Origin of the sequence: Salmonella sp. SA15303 (assembly GCF_029962125.1) — a bacterium.
Lineage (GTDB): Bacteria > Pseudomonadota > Gammaproteobacteria > Enterobacterales > Enterobacteriaceae > Salmonella > Salmonella enterica.
This window is the reverse complement of the sequence record NZ_CP123924.1, coordinates 135,453-154,890: the sequence shown is the minus strand read 5'-3', so window position 1 is coordinate 154,890 and position 19,438 is coordinate 135,453. Positions and strand designations below refer to the sequence as shown.

Below are 19,438 nucleotides of genomic sequence, written 5' to 3'. Positions count from 1 at the left end.
TGGCATGTTCCCGTTTATGCGGACTCTCGCCCAATCAAATGAAAGCCAATATCCACAATAGCTTCTGCGCACGGTTTCTGTTCAATACGATCGGCCAACAGCGTAGCGGCGCGCTGGCCAATGGCGCGTCTGTCAACGCTTACGGTAGTAATTGATGGTCGATTGCTGGCGGCAAAATCAAGGTCGCCAAAACCAATAACCGCTAAATCATGCGGGATGCGCAAACCACGGCTTTCCGCCTCCATCATCGCCCCCTGTGCCAGGGTATCAGAACTGCAAACAATGACATCAAACGTCCCTTCGTCAAAAAGCTGGCTTAAACCGCTGCGCCCCAGCGAAAGCGATGCCGGAAGGGGGACATCTACCTGCGGTACGGCATGAATAGCGTGGCGTTGAAGAACACTACATAACCCCTGCTTACGTTGCGCGGCTCGGCGATCGGCAGTCCACAACAAGCCGGGACGACGATAGCCCTTACTCAGAAGATACTCCCCCGTCGCCTGCCCGACTTTTTCATGGGAAAAACCGACCAGCATATCAAGCGGCGTGGGCGTTAAGTCCCAAATTTCCACCACCGGAATAGCCGCGTTCAGGATGACCTTTTTCAGTTCTATCGTGTGATGGTTCCCGGTAAGCACCACGCCATCGGGGCGGCGGGAAAGCAGTGTCGCCACCAACTCCGCTTCCGTTTGTTCGGTATATCCCGCCACGCACAGCAATATGTGATATCCGCGTCGGGCCAGTTCATCGCTCAGCGACTGGATGGTATCGACAAACATGTTGTTGTTAATTTGCGGCACGACGACAGCGATTAATTTACTCCGTCGCGACGCCAGACCACCGGCTAACGCGTTGGGTATGTAGCCTGTGACGCGAACCGCCTGCATGACTTTCTCAACCGTTTTGGGGCGAACCAGTTGTGGCGAATTCAATGCCCGGCTGACTGTCATCGGAGACAGCCCGGCGCTACGTGCTACATCTTCCAGCGTCGGCGCACGAGGTGATTTGGTTCTCTTCACGTCTGATGCCCCTGCAAAGATTGGCTGATTTATCCGCGCATTATTCATCATGCCTGCGGCTATTGCCAGCTTCGCATCAGGAAAGGCCGTAAATACAGTAGCTTATCAAGCTCAGTCATTACAAAATGATAGCGCCATCATTTTGTATTATGCATTTCCCCAGATATTTTTGGATCGTGATCCATTTTGCAATAAATCCTGCTTTTTATACGACATATGTGATCAAATGTTCAAATCAACATCAACTTTCTGGATCCTGCGTTCGCTTAATAATAAAAATGTTAGCGCAATCATTTTGTGATTATCAGGAGAAAAAAAATGGCTTTAAGCGCGAATTCCGACGCCGTAACGTATGCAAAAGCGGCGAATACCAGAACCGCGGCAGAAACCGGCGATCGTATCGAATGGGTGAAGCTATCACTGGCTTTTCTACCGCTGGCGACGCCAGTGAGTGACGCGAAGGTACTGACCGGGCGCCAGAAACCTTTGACCGAAGTGGCAATCATCATTGCCGAAATCCGCAGTCGCGACGGCTTTGAGGGCGTTGGTTTTAGCTACTCCAAACGTGCTGGCGGCCAGGGTATTTATGCTCACGCCAAAGAGATAGCCGATAATCTACTGGGCGAAGATCCCAATGATATCGACAAAATATACACCAAGCTGCTGTGGGCCGGAGCCTCGGTGGGGCGTAGCGGGATGGCGGTACAGGCTATCTCCCCTATCGATATCGCCTTATGGGATATGAAGGCTAAACGTGCCGGTCTGCCACTGGCAAAACTGTTGGGCGCGCACCGCGACTCCGTTCAGTGTTACAACACCTCAGGGGGGTTCTTGCATACACCGCTCGATCAAGTGCTGAAAAATGTGGTGATTTCCCGCGAAAATGGCATTGGCGGTATTAAGTTGAAAGTCGGACAACCCAACTGCGCTGAGGATATTCGCCGCTTAACCGCAGTACGTGAAGCGCTTGGGGATGAGTTCCCGTTAATGGTTGACGCTAACCAGCAGTGGGATCGCGAAACGGCTATCCGCATGGGGCGTAAAATGGAACAGTTCAACCTTATCTGGATTGAAGAACCATTAGATGCTTACGACATCGAAGGCCATGCCCAGCTTGCTGCCGCGCTGGATACGCCTATCGCCACCGGGGAAATGCTGACCAGTTTCCGGGAACACGAGCAGTTGATTCTGGGCAATGCCAGCGATTTCGTTCAGCCAGATGCGCCGCGTGTCGGCGGTATCTCTCCGTTCCTGAAGATTATGGATCTGGCGGCGAAACACGGGCGTAAGCTGGCGCCGCACTTTGCGATGGAAGTACACCTGCACCTTTCCGCAGCGTATCCCCTGGAGCCGTGGCTGGAACATTTCGAGTGGCTGAACCCATTATTCAACGAGCAACTTGAGCTGCGCGATGGCCGCATGTGGATTTCCGATCGTCATGGTCTGGGTTTCACGCTCAGTGAACAAGCGCGCCGCTGGACACAATTAACATGTGAATTTGGCAAACGCCCTTAACCCGACTGGCGGGAATCCGTCCCGCCTCTCTTACCTTACAGGATGCATTCTGCCCTTATCTGAGGAGTAGATAATGAACACAATAATAAAGCGCACAAAAGTGCGTCATACCATTCTTATATTTTTATTTCTTGCTACCGTATTTAATTATGCGGATCGCGCAACTCTATCCGTAGTTGCCCCAATAATGAGTAAAGAATTAGGTTTTGATCCGGAAGCGATGGGCCTGGCCTTCTCCTCATTTGGTATTGCCTATGTCATTATGCAACTACCCGGCGGTTGGCTATTAGACCGCTACGGTTCACGACTGGTTTACGGTTGCGCATTGATTGGCTGGTCGTTAGTAACCATGTTTCAGGGAACGATCTATCTGTATGGCAGCCCATTAATTGTACTGGTTATTCTACGTCTGCTGATGGGCGCGATTGAAGCGCCTGCCTTTCCGGCGAACAGTCGTTTAAGCGTACAATGGTTTCCCAATAATGAAAGAGGCTTCGTTACTTCAGTTTATCAGGCTGCGCAATATATCTCGCTGGGCATTATCACCCCGCTAATGACGATCATTCTGCATAATTTAAGCTGGCATTTTGTCTTCTATTATATTGGCGCTATTGGCGTGATGCTCGGTATATTCTGGTTAATGAAAGTCAAAGATCCGATGCACCATCCAAAAGTTAATCAAGCGGAAATTGACTATATTCGTAGCGGTGGTGGCGAGCCCTCTCTGGGCTGTAAAAAGGAGCCGCAGAAAATAACGTTCGCGCAGATTAAAACCGTCTGTGTTAACCGGATGATGATCGGTGTTTATATCGGGCAATTCTGCGTCACCTCTATCACCTGGTTCTTCCTGACCTGGTTCCCGACCTATCTGTACCAGGCGAAAGGCATGTCGATTCTGAAAGTCGGTTTTGTGGCCAGTATTCCAGCCATTGCCGGTTTTATTGGCGGCCTGCTCGGCGGCGTGTTCTCCGACTGGCTACTCAAACGCGGCTATAGCCTTACCGTCGCGCGGAAATTGCCTGTTATCTGCGGTATGTTGCTCTCTTGCGTAATTGTGATCGCCAACTACACCTCTTCAGAATTTGTGGTCATTGCGGCGATGAGTCTGGCCTTTTTTGCCAAAGGGTTTGGTAACCTGGGCTGGTGCGTACTCAGCGACACCTCGCCGAAGGAAGTTCTGGGTATTGCTGGCGGCGTATTTAACATGTGCGGCAATATGGCAAGCATCGTTACGCCACTGGTCATCGGCGTGATTCTTGCCAATACTCAGTCGTTCGACTTTGCCATTTTATACGTTGGCTCGATGGGACTTATTGGTCTCATTTCATATCTGTTTATCGTCGGCCCGCTGGATCGCATCACGCTGACATCATCCGCAGCCTGATTGTCCACATTGCGAATTCTTCGCTCCGCTGTTCCGGGATTGCACTCCATCGGAACAGCGTTTTTTAGTTGTACCGCGCAATTCAGATGCCGTCGCCATACTCAAACGTATGGTGTATCCCGTTGAAATGCTGGTCCATATCCATCGACGGCTTATCGCTGCCCGGCTTGCCGACAATACGCGCCGGAACGCCTGCGGCGGTAGTGTGCGGCGGGACAGGCTGTAAAACGACGGAACCTGCGCCAATTTTCGCGCCGCGCCCCACCTCGATATTGCCGAGAATTTTCGCGCCCGCGCCAATCATCACGCCTTCGCGGATTTTAGGATGACGATCGCCGCTCGTTTTCCCGGTACCGCCCAGGGTGACGGATTGCAGGATCGACACATCATCTTCAATAACCGCCGTCTCCCCCACCACAATACCGGTGGCATGGTCGAGCATAATCCCGCGGCCAATTTTCGCTGCCGGGTGAATATCCACCTGAAACGAGACCGAAACCTGATTTTGCAGGAAGATAGCCAGCGCGCGGCGACCTTTATTCCACAACCAGTGACCAATGCGGTAGGCCTGTAGCGCATGAAAGCCTTTCAGATATAACAGCGGCGTGGAGTATTTATCCACCGCCGGATCGCGAGTGCGCACGGCCTGAATATCGCAGGCTGCCGACGCGATCATTTCCGGGTCGGCGGCATAGGCTTCTTCAACTACTTCACGGATAGCGATAGCGGGCATGATGGGCGAAGCCAGTTTATTTGCCAGCATATAGCTCAGCGCACTGCCCAGATTTTCATGCTTGAGTAGCGTGGCGTGATAAAAACTGGCCAACATAGGCTCACAGTCAGCTAAAGCGCGGGCTTCAGCTTTAATATTCTTCCAGACGATTTCCAGTTCTTCACACGGCATGGCTTACTCCAGACGGGCAGAAAACGACCAACCCGTTCTGTGCGGGTTGGGTCGTTTATGCAAACAGTTCCTTACGGCTAGTGGCGACTCAGCTCTTCCTTGCGGGCGCGACCTAATAACGTTAATGCTGCCTCGCGCGCGTTTTTTCCGCAATACAATACTTGATAAATTTCCTCGGTTATTGGCATTTCAACACCAAAACGGTGCGCCAATTCACGAACTTCTTTCGTATTGCGATAGCCTTCGACCACCTGGCCAATCTTATCCTGCGCGCCTTTAACGTCCATGCCCTGGCCAAGCATCATGCCAAAACGACGGTTGCGCGACTGGTTGTCGGTACAGGTCAGCACCAGATCGCCTAAACCCGCCATCCCCATAAAGGTGGCGGGATCGGCACCAAGCGCTGCGCCAAGCCGCGACATTTCGGTCAGTCCACGCGTGATTAGCGCCGTGCGGGCGTTCGCGCCGAAGCCGATGCCGTCAGACATCCCCGCGCCAATCGCAATCACATTTTTCACCGCGCCGCCAAGCTGCACGCCGATAAAATCCGCATTGATATAGACGCGAAAACTTTTTCCGCAGTGCAACAGTTGCTGGAGATCGTCGGCAAAGGTCTCATCGGTTGAGGCCAGCGAGATTGCCGTCGGCAAACCCGCCGCCAGCTCTTTAGCGAACGTCGGACCGGAAATCACCGCCAGCGGGATTTGATCGCCTAACGCCTCGCGAGCGACATCCTGCAACAGGCGCCCCGTTTCCGCTTCCAGGCCTTTGGTCGCCCATACCAGACGCGCATCCGGACGCATCAGCGGTTTAATCTGCCGCAGCACGTCGCTGAAAACATGGCTTGGCACCACCACCAGAATGTTACGACTGGCCGCCAGCGCGGTTGCTAAGTCGCTTTCCAGGTGTAACGTATCGGGAAAAGGCACATCGGGAAGGAACGCGACGTTGCAGCGATCGTGCTCCAGGGTCGCGATATGTTTTGGGTCGTGGCCCCACAGGACAACCTGGTGGCCGTTTCTCGCCAGAGTGATGGCAAGAGCGGTGCCGTACGAGCCGGCACCGATGACTGTCATTGACGCATTACTTTGGTTCATCAGGCATCCTGATGTTCTTCAGTACCTTCGCCAGCCTGCTGCTGCAAATAGTTCATGAACAGCGCATCAAAGTTGACCGGCGCAAGGTTCAGTTGCGGGAACGTACCGCGTGAAACCAGGCTGGTGATGCACTCGCGAGCATACGGGAACAGAATGTTCGGGCAGTATGCGCCCAGGCAATGCGCCATCTGAGTACCTTCAATACCGCTGATGGAGAAAATACCGGCCTGCTGAACTTCGCACAGGAACGCGGTTTCTTCCCCCAGGGAAGCCGTTACGGTAACACGCAGCACAACTTCATAAACGTCATCCGCCAGTTGGGAAGATGCCGTATCAAGATCCAGTTTAACCTCTGGCTGCCAATCTTTCTGGAAAACATGCGGTGCGTTTGGCGCTTCGAAAGAAACATCCTTGGTATAGATACGTTGGATCTGGAAAGCCATTTCAGTGTTATTTTGTTCTGACATGTGTAAAACCCTTTAGTGTTGTCCTTAAATACTTGAGTACGCCTTAACGCAACAGCGGATCCAGTCCACCACGCGCATCCAGCGCATACAAGTCGTCACAACCGCCAATGTGCTGTGCATCAATAAAAATTTGCGGAACCGTCGTTCGGCCACTACGTTTGATCATCTCTTCACGCTTCACGGCGTCGCCGTCAATCGCAATTTCCTGGAAACTCACGCCCTTGCTGTTTAACAGCGCCTTTGCACGATGGCAAAACGGGCAGGTTGCTTTGGTGTAGATTTCAATATTGGCCATGACTTCGCTCCTGTTTTTTTACCCGATGGATTTCATGTCGACGCAAGGGCAAGTCATTCCCCTTGCGTCATGAAAACGACGGGTAATCACTTACCGCGCACCAGAGGCAGATTCTCGCCGCTCCAGCCTGCTACGCCTTCTTTCAACACAAAGACCTTTTCAAAGCCGGCTTTTGTCAGCGCGTTAGCGGATTCCTGGCACTGCATACCAGAACCGTCGACCACGATAATCGGCTTGTCTTTGTGCTTTTCCAGTTCGCCAACATTGTTGGCTTTGATTTCGCTCGGCAGCAAATTGGTCGCGCCAGCGATATGGCCTTTACGGAAATCGTCACGTTGACGTAAATCCACAACAACGGCGTCCTCTTTGTTGATAAGGCGCGTGGCTTCGCCGCGTGTAATCACCTTAACTTTTGAAGTCAGACCTTTGAACGTGGTAAATAAAACCGCCACCAGTAACGCAATCCAGGCGATACTCAGTATGGGATGACGGCCAACAAATTGCATAATTTCTTGCATGGGGGGTAACAACTCCCGACGTAGTGATTAAAAAACCAGGAAAGGAGTATACCTGTGCAGTGGCGCAAATACAGCCAGAGCGTGCACTGGAATGCATTTTTGCGGGGCGCTACGAAAAAAAATCACGCTATTACTTGCCTTCTCACGCCAGCGCGATCCCTTTCTTTGATCTTCTGAGGCTATTTTATCGATTCAGCTGTAGTAAAATTACGCAATTATTTTGTCTATTGAGTATGAGGTTGTCGCAATGTCGGTTTCTAAAAAACCTATGGTACTGGTGATTCTGGATGGCTACGGCTACCGTGAAGAACAGCAGGATAACGCTATCTTAAACGCCAAAACCCCGGTGATGGATGCTCTGTGGGCAAAACGTCCGCATACCCTGATCGACGCATCCGGTCTGGAAGTGGGTCTGCCTGACCGCCAGATGGGCAACTCCGAAGTGGGCCACGTTAACCTGGGCGCAGGCCGCATCGTTTATCAGGACCTGACGCGTCTGGACGTTGAAATTAAAGAACGTACTTTCTTTGCTAACCCAGTCCTGACCAATGCGGTAGACCAGGCGAAAAACGCCGGTAAAGCGGTTCATATTATGGGTCTGCTGTCCGCGGGCGGCGTCCACAGCCACGAAGATCACATTATGGCGATGGTGGAGCTGGCCGCAGAGCGCGGCGCAGAAAAAATCTATCTGCACGCCTTCCTCGACGGTCGCGACACGCCGCCGCGCAGCGCTGAAGCCTCGCTGAAAAAATTCGAAGACAAATTCGCCGCGCTGGGCAAAGGCCGCGTGGCGTCTATCGTCGGTCGTTACTACGCTATGGACCGCGACAACCGTTGGGATCGCGTGGAAAAAGCGTATGATCTGATGACCCTGGCGCAGGGCGAATTCCAGGCAGATACCGCTGTGGCTGGCCTGCAGGCCGCTTACGCTCGTGATGAAAACGATGAGTTTGTCAAAGCGACCGTTATCCGCGCCGAGGGCCAGGCTGATGCGGCGATGGAAGACGGCGACACGCTGATTTTCATGAACTTCCGCGCTGACCGCGCGCGCGAAATTACCCGCGCTTTCGTTAATGCTGATTTCGACGGCTTTGCGCGTAAGAAAGTGGTTAATCTGAACTTCGTGATGCTGACCGAATACGCCGCCGACATCAAAACTGCCGTTGCCTACCCACCAGCGTCGCTGGCGAATACCTTTGGCGAATGGATGGCGAAAAACGACAAAACTCAGCTGCGTATTTCCGAAACGGAAAAATATGCGCACGTAACCTTTTTCTTTAACGGCGGCGTAGAAGAACCGTTTGCTGGTGAAGAGCGCATTCTGATCAACTCCCCGAAAGTGGCCACTTATGACCTGCAACCGGAAATGAGCTCTGCAGAATTGACTGAAAAATTGGTCGCGGCGATCGAAAGCGGTAAGTACGACACCATCATTTGTAACTATCCAAACGGCGATATGGTCGGTCATACCGGCGTGATGGAAGCCGCCATCAAAGCGGTGGAAGCGCTGGATAACTGCATTGAACAGGTAACAAAAGCGGTTGAGTCCGTTGGTGGACAACTGTTGATTACCGCGGACCACGGCAACGCGGAGCAGATGCGCGATCCGGCGACCGGTCAGGCGCATACCGCCCACACCAACCTGCCGGTGCCGCTGATTTATGTCGGCGAGAAAAACGTGAAGGCGGTCGAAGGCGGCAAACTTTCAGACATTGCGCCTACCATGCTGTCGCTGATGGGGATGGAAATCCCGCAAGAGATGACTGGTAAGCCGCTGTTCATCGTGGAATAATCCCTCCCCATGAGGGGAAAGGCGATTAACACCATTCAACAGGCCGTGAAACCAAGAACGTTTTCAGTCAGGCCTTTGTTCTACGCCAGCGTACTTAGCGCTGGCGTATTGTTGTGCGCCTTTTCCGCCCACGCGGATGACCGTGATCAACTCAAATCTATTCAGGCCGATATCGCCGCGAAAGAACGCGACGTACGCCAGCAGCAGCAACAACGCGCCAGCCTCCTGGCACAACTTAAAGCCCAGGAAGAGGCCATCTCAGCCGCAGCACGTAAGCTGCGCGAAACGCAAAGCACCCTGGATCAGTTAAACGCGCAAATTGATGAGATGAACGCCTCAATTGCCAAACTGGAGCAGCAAAAAGCCAGCCAGGAGCGTAATCTTGCCGCGCAGTTGGACGCCGCTTTCCGCCAGGGCGAACACACCGGCATTCAGCTTATTCTTAGCGGAGAAGAAAGCCAGCGTGGGCAACGCCTGCAGGCCTACTTCGGCTATCTGAACCAGGCGCGCCAGGAGACTATCGCCGAGCTGAAACAGACTCGCGAACAGGTCGCCACGCAAAAAGCCGAGCTGGAAGAGAAGCAAAGCCAACAACAAACGTTGCTGTATGAGCAGCGCGCCCAGCAGGCGAAGCTGGAACAGGCGCGTAATGAACGTAAGAAAACGCTTGCCGGACTGGAGTCGTCTATTCAGCAAGGCCAGCAACAGTTAAGCGAACTACGCGCCAACGAATCACGCCTACGCAACAGTATCGCGCGGGCGGAAGCGGCGGCCAAAGCGCGAGCGGAGCGTGAAGCCCGCGAAGCGCAGGCGGTACGCGATAAGCAGCAGGAAGCCTCGCGTAAAGGCAGCACCTATAAGCCGACGGAAAGCGAGCGCTCGCTAATGTCCCGCACCGGCGGTCTGGGCGCGCCTCGCGGTCAGGCATACTGGCCGGTACGCGGCCCGATCTTGCATCGCTATGGCGAACGGCTGCAGGGTGAGCTACGTTGGAAGGGGATGGTGATCGGCGCGTCGGAAGGCACCGAGGTCAAAGCCATCGCCGACGGCAGGGTGATTCTGGCGGACTGGCTACAAGGCTATGGCCTGGTGGTGGTCGTAGAGCATGGTAAAGGCGATATGAGCCTTTACGGCTATAACCAGAGCGCGCTGGTCAGCGTAGGCGCGCAGGTGCGCGCCGGACAACCTATCGCCCTTGTGGGCAGTAGCGGCGGTCAGGGCAGACCCTCGCTTTATTTCGAAATTCGTCGCCAGGGTCAGGCCGTCAATCCACAGCCGTGGTTGGGAAGATAAGTTTTGCCTCAGTTTCGTCGCTCCATTCTCACGCTGGCCACTTTGCTGGCGTTTGCACATCCCGTTTTCGCTGGCAAGCTCGCCATCGTGATTGATGATTTTGGCTATCGCCCGCACACGGAAAACCAGGTTCTGGCGCTGCCGCCAAACATCTCCGTCGCTGTACTGCCCAACGCGCCGCACGCGCGCGAAATGGCAACTAAAGCGCACAATAGCGGGCATGAGGTGTTAATCCATCTGCCGATGGCGCCGCTAAGCAAACAGCCGCTGGAGAAGGATACGCTGCGACCAGATATGAGCAGCGATGAGATCGAGCGCATTATCCGCGAGGCGGTAAACAACGTGCCGTATGCCGTCGGGCTTAATAACCACATGGGCAGCGCAATGACTTCCAGCCTGTTCGGTATGCAAAAAGTTATGCAGGCGCTGGAACATTACAATCTCTATTTTCTCGACAGCATGACGATTGGCAATAGCCAGGCGATGCGCGCGGCATCCGGTACGGGTGTGAAAGTGATCAAGCGCAAAGTGTTCCTCGACGATACGCAAAACGAGGCGGATATCCGTCGTCAGTTTAATCGCGCTATCGAACTGGCCCGTCGCAACGGTTCCGCTATCGCGATTGGTCATCCACATCCCGCAACGGTTCGCGTGCTGCAACAGATGGTTTATCGCCTGCCGGCGGATATCACCCTGGTACGTCCAGGCAGCCTGCTCAACGAACCGCAGGTAGATACGTCCCGACCTGGTGTGACGCCGCAGAAAATTGACGCGCCGCGCAATCCCTTCCGCGGCGTAAAGATGTGCAAGCCGAAAAAACCGCTGCAACCGGTCTACGCTACGCGCTTTTTCAGCGTCATCGGCGAGAGCATTACGCAAAGTTCCGTGGTTACCTGGTTTCAGCACCAGTGGCAAGGCTGGGGGAAAATCGCCGCGCCTAAAAACGTGAGCGCTAAGACAGATTGAGCGCCTTACGGGCCATACGACGGTGCGACAAGGTTTTGTCGCGCCATTGCCACAGCCGGAAGGACCAGAGCAGCGTCTGATAAGCTGCTTTCGCGCTGCGGACGTTAGCCATCATCCGTCTATACATGCCAGAAGTAAAAATTTCGGCAATCATACGCTGGCGGGTCAAAATATCAGGCTCTTTACGTACCGCATGACAAACGCGTAACGCTTCCCAGGTAATTTGCTGGCGAAATTCCGGGTAAATCGGAATACGACGGGCATAATCACGATTGAGCTTTTCTAATAATCGCGTAATTTTAATATAATGCCGCTGATAATTAAGATTTTTATTGCCTTGTCTTTGCAAACGGCTTACCGAATTATCATGCAGGAAATATTTATATAATGATTGTTCGGTATAACGTACGCGCGTGGCATTAAACATAACTTCCGTCGACCATAATATGTCCTGATGATGTAGTCCGGGAACGAAAGTAATATTGTTATCGGTAATTAACGCACGTCGATAAACGCCCATCCAGACAACATGCGTCCAGCGCCGCGAGGCCAACGCCATACGCAACCAATCCGGTCCGCTTAATACCCCGGTGGAACGCAGACGATCGGTCGGAATAGATTGCCAGGCGTGCCCGGTTTTTCGGACGCACCAGTCCGCATTACACTGCGCAACGTCCAGATCATCGTTAAGCGCCATAGTCATCAGCGTTTCATACATCTTCGGGTAGACCTGGTCATCCGCATCGACAAAGGCGACATAATCGCCGGTCGCCGCTTGCAGGCCAAGATTACGGGCGACAGATGCGCCAGCATTGGCCTGATGAAGCAGTCGAACATGTGGGTAATGTTCCGCGTAATGTTTTGCTATCTCAACGGAATGATCCGTCGATCCATCATTCACAATAATAATTTCCAGCGCCGACCACGTTTGCGCGATTAACGACGCCATGCAAGCATTAAAATCCGCTCCCGCATTATATAACGGGACAATGATACTCACTTTGGTTTTACTATTTTTCATAACGATTACCAGAAAAACCTTAATTTACCCTGCCTTTATACTGTGGCTCTATTAAGAAACTATTAAGCCGCCATAATTAATTTTTACAGTAAAAAGCAAGCACAAAACTCAGAGTAGAGCGTGACGTTAGCGAGTAAAATAAGAGTAAAGCGCAATTACGAATGCTTGATGTCTATGACAATTCTTTACGGCTTTCCAGATTTTCCCTAACAAAAAAGGTTGGCGAATGACACCAACCTTTTACGATGAAACGTATATCAGACCCGATAAAATTATCGGGTCTCTATACCCTTCATACTTCAAGTTGCTTATGTGTTGGCTACGGATTACTCGGCCCATCCATGGGCCTCGCCCTGACGGGCCGTCGCAAGCGACGTTCAAATCTGCTCCCGGCAGATTTGTCGTTCACCCCAGTCATATAGTTATCTATGCTCCTGGGGACTCACTCCCTTGCCGCCTTTAAGCAACTCGAATTATTTTGGGTATATACATATTAATCCCAGCTCAGAATAACTTTTCCTGACTGGCCTGAACGCATGGCATCAAAACCTTTCTGGAAATCATCAATAGAGAAACGATGGGTGATAATCGGTGACAGATCCAGACCGGACTGGATCAGCGCCGCCATTTTGTACCACGTTTCGAACATCTCACGACCATAAATACCTTTAATGAACAAGCCCTTAAAGATAACTTTTGTCCAGTCGATAGACATATCTGATGGCGGAATCCCCAGCATCGCAATACGACCGCCGTGATTCATGGTGTCCAGCATGGTACGAAACGCCGGCGGCGCGCCGGACATCTCCAGACCCACATCGAACCCTTCGGTCATTCCCAGCTCCGCCATGACGTCGTTCAGGCTCTCTTTCGCGACGTTGACCGCGCGGGTGACGCCCATTTTACGCGCCAGCTCCAGACGGTATTCATTGACGTCAGTAATCACCACATGACGCGCGCCAACATGTTTCGCCACCGCGGCGGCCATTACGCCGATTGGCCCCGCCCCCGATACCAGTACATCTTCGCCGACAAGATCGAAAGACAGCGCCGTATGCACCGCATTACCAAACGGGTCGAAAATAGAGGCTAAATCATCAGAAATGTTATCCGGGATTTTAAACGCATTGAACGCCGGGATGACCAGATATTCCGCGAAGCAGCCGGGACGGTTGACGCCCACGCCGGTGGTGTTGCGACACAGGTGAGTACGACCACCACGGCAGTTGCGGCAATGACCGCAGGTGATATGACCTTCGCCGGAGACGCGATCGCCGATTTTAAAGCCTTTCACTTCCTGACCGATGCCGACCACTTCGCCGACATATTCATGCCCCACGACCATCGGAACCGGGATGGTTTTTTGCGACCAGTCATCCCAGTTATAGATGTGAACGTCAGTACCGCAGATGGCTGTTTTACGGATTTTAATCAGCAAATCGTTATGGCCGACTTCCGGTTCCGGAACGTCGGTCATCCAGATGCCCTCTTCCGCTTTCAGTTTGGATAACGCTTTCATCTTACATCCTCAGGCAATCACGCCCAGTTGTTTACCAATACGCGTGAACGCGTCTACCGCACGCGTAATTTGCTCAGGCGTATGCGCCGCAGACATCTGGGTACGAATACGCGCCTGACCTTTTGGTACGACCGGATAGAAGAAACCGGTAACGTAAATGCCCTCTTTTTGCAGTTCGCGGGCAAATTTCTGCGCGACAACCGCATCTCCCAGCATTACCGGGATAATGGCGTGATCCGCGCCTGCCAGCGTAAATCCCGCGGCAGACATCTGCTCACGGAACTGCCGGGCGTTCGCCCACAAGCGATCGCGCAGTTCTGCGCCCGCTTCCACCATCTCTAACACTTTAATAGAAGCCGCCACGATCGCCGGCGCCAGGGAGTTGGAGAACAGATATGGGCGGGAACGCTGACGCAACCACTCAACGACCTCTTTACGCGCCGCGGTATAGCCGCCGGATGCGCCGCCTAACGCTTTGCCCAGCGTACCGGTAATAATATCTACGCGGCCCATTACGTCGCAGTATTCATGGGAACCACGACCGTTTTCGCCGACAAAGCCTACCGCGTGAGAATCATCAACCATCACCAGCGCATCGTATTTATCGGCCAGATCACAGACGCCTTTCAGATTGGCGATGACGCCATCCATTGAGAACACCCCGTCGGTGGCGATCAGGACATGACGCGCGCCGGCCTCACGCGCCTCTTTCAGCCGCGCTTCCAGCTCAGCCATATCGTTGTTGGCATAGCGATAACGCTTCGCTTTACACAAACGCACGCCGTCAATGATAGACGCGTGGTTCAGCGCGTCGGAAATAATAGCGTCTTCCGCGCCCAGCAACGTCTCAAACAAGCCGCCGTTAGCGTCGAAACAGGAGGAATACAGAATCGCATCTTCCATGCCGAGGAAGCTTGCCAGCTTTTGCTCCAGCGCTTTGTGGCTGTCCTGGGTGCCGCAGATAAAACGCACGGACGCCATACCGAAACCGTGGCTGTCCATGCCCGCTTTTGCGGCATTAATCAGCTCAGGGTGATTAGCCAGCCCGAGATAGTTATTGGCGCAAAAGTTAATAACGTGGCTTCCATCCACCACGGTGATATCCGCCTGCTGCGCAGACGTAATAATGCGCTCTTCTTTAAACAATCCTTCCGCCCGGGCGGTTTCCAGATCGTTGGTTAACTGTTTGTAAAAATCCCCACGCATTGCGATTCTCCAGACTGGGCAAATTTCAGCACATATTACCCAAAGCGATACGTTGATACGAGATGACGCGTCATCACTTCTTTAAAATGCAGCATAAATCACGCGTATCCTCACGGGTTATCAGTGAATGGATGAATAGTGTTATGATAAGAGCATTCATGTCTGAGACAGTCTCTGACACCATAATTCAAAGGTTACAGTTATGATCATCGTTACCGGCGGCGCGGGCTTTATCGGCAGCAATATCGTTAAAGCCCTGAATGATAAAGGTATCACCGATATTCTGGTGGTGGATAACCTGAAAGACGGCACCAAGTTTGTAAACCTGGTGGATCTGAACATTGCTGACTATATGGATAAGGAAGATTTCCTGATCCAGATTATGTCCGGAGAAGAGCTCGGCGATATCGAAGCTATTTTCCATGAAGGCGCCTGCTCTTCCACCACCGAGTGGGACGGCAAGTATATGATGGATAATAACTATCAATACTCCAAAGAGCTGCTGCACTATTGTCTTGAGCGCGAAATCCCGTTCCTTTACGCCTCTTCTGCCGCCACCTATGGCGGTCGCACGTCTGATTTCATCGAATCGCGCGAATACGAAAAACCGCTTAACGTTTACGGCTATTCTAAATTCCTGTTTGATGAATATGTGCGCCAGATCCTGCCAGAAGCGAGCTCGCAGATTGTCGGTTTCCGCTATTTCAACGTCTATGGACCACGTGAAGGCCATAAAGGCAGCATGGCAAGCGTGGCATTTCATCTGAATACACAGTTAAACAACGGCGAAAGCCCGAAACTGTTTGAAGGCAGCGAAAACTTCAAGCGCGACTTCGTTTACGTGGGCGATGTGGCCGCCGTTAACCTGTGGTTCCTGGAAAGCGGTAAGTCCGGCATCTTTAACCTGGGCACAGGCCGCGCGGAATCTTTCCAGGCCGTCGCCAACGCGACGCTGGCATACCATAAAAAAGGCAGCATTGAATACATTCCGTTCCCGGATAAGCTGAAAGGTCGCTATCAGGCGTTTACGCAGGCGGATTTAACCAATCTGCGCAATGCGGGCTACGACAAACCCTTTAAGACCGTCGCCGAAGGCGTCACGGAGTATATGGCCTGGCTGAACCGCGACGCGTAAGTATGAAAATTTTGGTCATTGGCCCGTCCTGGGTGGGCGACATGATGATGTCGCAAAGTCTCTATCGCACGCTTAAAGCGCGCTATCCCCAGGCGATAATCGACGTGATGGCGCCCGCCTGGTGCCGTCCGTTGTTATCGCGTATGCCGGAAGTTAACGAGGCGATACCCATGCCGCTGGGCCACGGCGCGCTGGAAATCGGCGAGCGTCGCAGATTGGGCCATAGCCTGCGAGAGAAGCGCTACGATCGCGCCTGGGTGCTGCCAAATTCGTTTAAATCGGCGCTGATTCCTTTCTTTGCCAATATCCCGCACCGTACCGGCTGGCGCGGCGAAATGCGCTATGGCCTGCTGAACGATGCGCGCGTCCTTGATAAAGACGCCTGGCCACTGATGGTAGAGCGCTACGTGGCGCTGGCCTATGACAAGGGCGTGATGCGCACGGCGAAAGATCTGCCGCAGCCGCTACTCTGGCCACAGCTCCAGGTTAGCGAGGGTGAAAAGTCGCTGATGTGCAGCGACTTTTCACTATCTTCTGAACGTCCTCTGATCGGCTTTTGCCCCGGCGCGGAATTTGGCCCGGCAAAACGTTGGCCGCACTATCACTACGCCGAACTGGCAAAACAGCTCATTAACGAAGGGTATCAGGTCGTGCTGTTTGGCTCGGCAAAAGACCATGAAGCCGGAAATGAGATCCTGGCGGCGCTGAATAGCGAGCAGCAGGCATGGTGTCGCAACCTGGCGGGGGAAACCCAGCTGGAACAGGCCGTCATTCTGATAGCCGCCTGTAAAGCCATCGTCACTAACGATTCCGGACTGATGCACGTCGCGGCGGCGCTCGACCGCCCGCTGGTCGCCTTATATGGCCCAAGTAGCCCGGATTTCACGCCACCGCTGTCTCATAAGGCCCGGGTGATTCGTCTCATTACGGGTTATCACAAAGTGCGTAAAGGCGATACGGCGCAAGGCTATCACCAGAGCCTGATCGATATCACGCCGCAGCGGGTTCTGGAAGAGCTTCATTCGCTGTTGTCGGAAGAGGGCGTTTAATGCGGGTTTTGATCGTTAAAACATCATCGATGGGCGACGTATTACATACCCTGCCTGCGCTTACCGACGCGCAACAGGCGATTCCGGGGATTCAATTTGATTGGGTTGTCGAAGAAGGGTTTGCACAAATTCCGTCCTGGCACAGTGCTGTCGATCGCGTGATTCCCGTCGCTATTCGCCGTTGGCGCAAGGCCTGGTTTTCCGCGCCCATCAAAGCGGAACGCACAGCCTTTCGTCGGGCGGTATGCGCAAACCAATACGACGCTGTGATTGATGCGCAGGGGCTGGTAAAAAGCGCGGCGCTGGTGACGCGTCTGGCGCATGGGATAAAGCACGGTATGGACTGGAGTACCGCCCGCGAACCGCTGGCCAGCCTGTTCTATAACCGTAAACACCATATCGCAAAGCAACAACATGCGGTTGAACGGACGCGCGAGCTGTTCGCCAAAAGCCTGGGATACGATAAACCGCAGTCGCAGGGCGATTATGCCATCGCAAAACATTTTCTGCATTGCCAGCAGGCGGTTAGCGATCCGTATGCGGTGTTTTTACATGCCACGACCCGCGATGATAAACACTGGCCGGAAGCAAACTGGCGCGAGCTTATCGGCCTGGTGGGCAACACCGGATTACGGATAAAGCTTCCCTGGGGCGCGCCTCATGAGGAGGCCCGGGCTAAACGACTGGCCGAAGGCTTTGACTATGTGGATGTGTTACCGCGCATGAGCCTGGAGGAGGTCGCCAGAGTGCTGGCTGGCGCAAAATTTGTCGTATCGGTTGATACCGGCCTGAGCCATCTCACCGCCGCGCTCGACAGACCGAATATTACGCTATATGGCCCAACGGACCCTGGGTTAATTGGAGGTTATGGGAAGAACCAAATGGCATGCTGCTCACCAGAACAGAACCTGGCGAATTTAGATGCCACAAGCGTATTTGGAAAGATTCATTAAAGAGACTCTGTCTCATCCCAAACCTATTGTGGAGAAAAGATGCTAACCACATCATTAACGTTAAATAAAGAGAAATGGAAGCCGATCTGGAATAAAGCGCTGGTTTTTCTTTTTGTTGCCACGTATTTTCTGGATGGTATTACGCGTTATAAACATTTGATAATCATACTTATGGTTATCACCGCGATTTATCAGGTCTCACGCTCACCGAAAAGTTTCCCCCCTCTTTTCAAAAATAGCGTATTTTATAGCGTAGCAGTATTATCATTAATCCTTGTTTATTCCATACTCATATCGCCAGATATGAAAGAAAGTTTCAAGGAATTTGAAAATACGGTACTGGAGGGTTTCTTATTATATACTTTATTAATTCCCGTACTATTAAAAGATGAAACAAAAGAAACGGTTGCGAAAATAGTACTTTTCTCCTTTTTAACAAGTTTAGGACTTCGCTGCCTTGCAGAGAGTATTCTGTATATCGAGGACTATAATAAAGGGATTATGCCATTCATAAGCTATGCGCATCGACATATGTCCGATTCCATGGTTTTCTTATTTCCAGCATTATTGAATATTTGGCTGTTTAGAAAAAATGCAATTAAGTTGGTTTTTTTGGTGCTTAGCGCCATCTACCTTTTCTTTATCCTGGGAACCCTATCGCGAGGGGCATGGTTGGCGGTGCTTATAGTTGGTGTTCTGTGGGCAATACTGAACCGCCAATGGAAGTTAATAGGAGTTGGTGCCATTTTATTAGCCATTATCGGCGCTTTGGTTATCACTCAACATAATAACAAACCAGACCCAGAACATTTACTGTATAAATTACAGCAGACAGATAGCTCATATCGTTATACTAACGGAACGCAGGGCACCGCGTGGATACTGATTCAGGAAAACCCGATCAAGGGCTACGGCTATAGTAATGATGTGTATGATAGTGTTTATAATAAACGCGTTGTCGATTATCCAACGTGGACCTTTAAAGAATCTATCGGTCCGCATAATACCATTCTGTACATCTGGTTTAGTGCAGGCATATTAGGTCTGGCGAGCCTGGCCTATTTATATGGCGCTATCATCAGGGAAACAGCCAGCTCTACCTTCAGGAAAGTAGAGATAAGCCCCTACAATGCTCATCTCTTGCTATTTTTATCTTTCGTCGGTTTTTATATCGTTCGTGGCAATTTTGAACAGGTCGATATTGCTCAAATTGGTATCATTACTGGTTTTCTGCTGGCGCTAAGAAATAGATAAAAAAACGCGCTGATACTTATTACGGTATCAGCGCGTTTTTCATCATCAGAA

General features: G+C 52.3%; 18 protein-coding genes. 9 read left to right on the top strand and 9 right to left on the bottom strand.

Annotation, left to right across the window (positions count from 1 at the left end; genetic code table 11):
- Positions 1-14: 14 nt before the first annotated feature.
- Positions 15-1,019: a LacI family DNA-binding transcriptional regulator gene (locus QEN31_RS00750; protein ID WP_327258368.1), complete on the bottom strand. Its 1,005-nt coding sequence runs from the start codon at positions 1,017-1,019 to the stop codon at positions 15-17.
- 318 nt (positions 1,020-1,337) lie between these two features.
- Between QEN31_RS00750 and QEN31_RS00745 the strand changes: the two genes are divergently transcribed.
- Together QEN31_RS00745 and QEN31_RS00740 are read left to right on the top strand one after the other, a co-directional pair.
- Entirely contained in the window at positions 1,338-2,534 is a 1,197-nt protein-coding gene (locus QEN31_RS00745) for an L-talarate/galactarate dehydratase (RefSeq protein WP_001218249.1), read from the top strand.
- Between the two features lie 73 nt (positions 2,535-2,607).
- A complete protein-coding gene (locus tag QEN31_RS00740) occupies positions 2,608-3,918 on the top strand; it encodes an MFS transporter (protein WP_001092104.1) in 1,311 nt (436 codons plus the stop codon).
- 82 nt (positions 3,919-4,000) lie between these two features.
- On the opposite strand, the gene cysE is transcribed toward QEN31_RS00740, so the two are convergent.
- The 5 genes from cysE to QEN31_RS00715 form a co-directional block, all read right to left on the bottom strand.
- Positions 4,001-4,822 (bottom strand): serine O-acetyltransferase, encoded by an 822-nt coding sequence (gene cysE, locus QEN31_RS00735; RefSeq protein ID WP_001112113.1) that lies wholly within the window; start codon positions 4,820-4,822, stop codon positions 4,001-4,003.
- Between the two features lie 77 nt (positions 4,823-4,899).
- Positions 4,900-5,919: an NAD(P)H-dependent glycerol-3-phosphate dehydrogenase gene (gpsA, locus tag QEN31_RS00730; RefSeq protein WP_001076596.1), complete on the bottom strand. Its 1,020-nt coding sequence runs from the start codon at positions 5,917-5,919 to the stop codon at positions 4,900-4,902.
- Complete coding sequence (secB, locus tag QEN31_RS00725) at positions 5,919-6,386, bottom strand: protein-export chaperone SecB (protein WP_000003370.1); 468 nt, start codon at positions 6,384-6,386, stop codon at positions 5,919-5,921. Before secB ends, gpsA begins: the two co-directional genes overlap by 1 nt.
- A gap of 43 nt (positions 6,387-6,429) precedes the next feature.
- Positions 6,430-6,681: a glutaredoxin 3 gene (gene grxC / locus QEN31_RS00720; protein WP_001273795.1), complete on the bottom strand. Its 252-nt coding sequence runs from the start codon at positions 6,679-6,681 to the stop codon at positions 6,430-6,432.
- 86 nt (positions 6,682-6,767) lie between these two features.
- The gene (locus tag QEN31_RS00715; protein ID WP_001156179.1) at positions 6,768-7,199 is read right to left on the bottom strand and encodes a rhodanese-like domain-containing protein; all 432 of its coding nucleotides are present in this window, start codon (positions 7,197-7,199) and stop codon (positions 6,768-6,770) included.
- 247 nt (positions 7,200-7,446) lie between these two features.
- Here QEN31_RS00715 and gpmM point away from each other — a divergent pair, with 247 nt between their 5' ends.
- From gpmM to QEN31_RS00700, 3 genes are read left to right on the top strand one after another with little or no spacing between them, the layout of a single operon-like run.
- On the top strand, positions 7,447-8,991 hold the full coding sequence (gpmM, locus tag QEN31_RS00710; protein ID WP_000116576.1) for a 2,3-bisphosphoglycerate-independent phosphoglycerate mutase: 1,545 nt from the start codon (positions 7,447-7,449) through the stop codon (positions 8,989-8,991).
- Between the two features lie 33 nt (positions 8,992-9,024).
- Positions 9,025-10,284, top strand: coding sequence for a murein hydrolase activator EnvC (gene envC / locus QEN31_RS00705; protein ID WP_058814511.1), 1,260 nt, complete (start codon positions 9,025-9,027; stop codon positions 10,282-10,284).
- Between the two features lie 3 nt (positions 10,285-10,287).
- Positions 10,288-11,250, top strand: a complete 963-nt coding sequence (locus tag QEN31_RS00700; protein ID WP_001135518.1) for a divergent polysaccharide deacetylase family protein — start codon at positions 10,288-10,290, stop codon at positions 11,248-11,250.
- Here QEN31_RS00700 and QEN31_RS00695 read toward each other — a convergent pair.
- The 3 genes from QEN31_RS00695 to kbl all read right to left on the bottom strand — a co-directional run bounded on the left by QEN31_RS00695 (position 11,237) and on the right by kbl (position 14,996).
- Positions 11,237-12,271: a glycosyltransferase gene (locus tag QEN31_RS00695; RefSeq protein WP_000798206.1), complete on the bottom strand. Its 1,035-nt coding sequence runs from the start codon at positions 12,269-12,271 to the stop codon at positions 11,237-11,239. The genes QEN31_RS00700 and QEN31_RS00695 overlap by 14 nt on opposite strands.
- 493 nt (positions 12,272-12,764) lie before the next feature.
- Complete coding sequence (gene tdh / locus QEN31_RS00690; RefSeq protein ID WP_000645990.1) at positions 12,765-13,790, bottom strand: L-threonine 3-dehydrogenase; 1,026 nt, start codon at positions 13,788-13,790, stop codon at positions 12,765-12,767.
- A 9-nt stretch (positions 13,791-13,799) separates the two neighbouring features.
- Positions 13,800-14,996 carry a glycine C-acetyltransferase gene (gene kbl / locus QEN31_RS00685; RefSeq protein WP_058653076.1) on the bottom strand — a complete coding sequence of 399 codons (1,197 nt, stop codon included), beginning with the start codon at positions 14,994-14,996 and terminating at the stop codon, positions 13,800-13,802.
- Positions 14,997-15,198: 202 nt separating this feature from the next.
- Here kbl and rfaD point away from each other — a divergent pair, with 202 nt between their 5' ends.
- From rfaD to rfaL, 4 genes are read left to right on the top strand one after another with little or no spacing between them, the layout of a single operon-like run.
- Complete coding sequence (gene rfaD / locus QEN31_RS00680; RefSeq protein ID WP_000587777.1) at positions 15,199-16,131, top strand: ADP-glyceromanno-heptose 6-epimerase; 933 nt, start codon at positions 15,199-15,201, stop codon at positions 16,129-16,131.
- Positions 16,132-16,133: 2 nt separating this feature from the next.
- Positions 16,134-17,180: an ADP-heptose--LPS heptosyltransferase RfaF gene (rfaF, locus tag QEN31_RS00675; RefSeq protein ID WP_000699196.1), complete on the top strand. Its 1,047-nt coding sequence runs from the start codon at positions 16,134-16,136 to the stop codon at positions 17,178-17,180.
- Positions 17,180-18,133, top strand: coding sequence for a lipopolysaccharide heptosyltransferase RfaC (gene rfaC, locus QEN31_RS00670; protein WP_001264622.1), 954 nt, complete (start codon positions 17,180-17,182; stop codon positions 18,131-18,133). The genes rfaF and rfaC overlap by 1 nt, the downstream gene beginning before the upstream one ends.
- Positions 18,134-18,172: 39 nt before the next feature.
- Positions 18,173-19,387, top strand: a complete 1,215-nt coding sequence (gene rfaL / locus QEN31_RS00665; protein WP_000958463.1) for an O-antigen ligase RfaL — start codon at positions 18,173-18,175, stop codon at positions 19,385-19,387.
- The last annotated feature ends 51 nt before the right edge of the window (positions 19,388-19,438 follow it).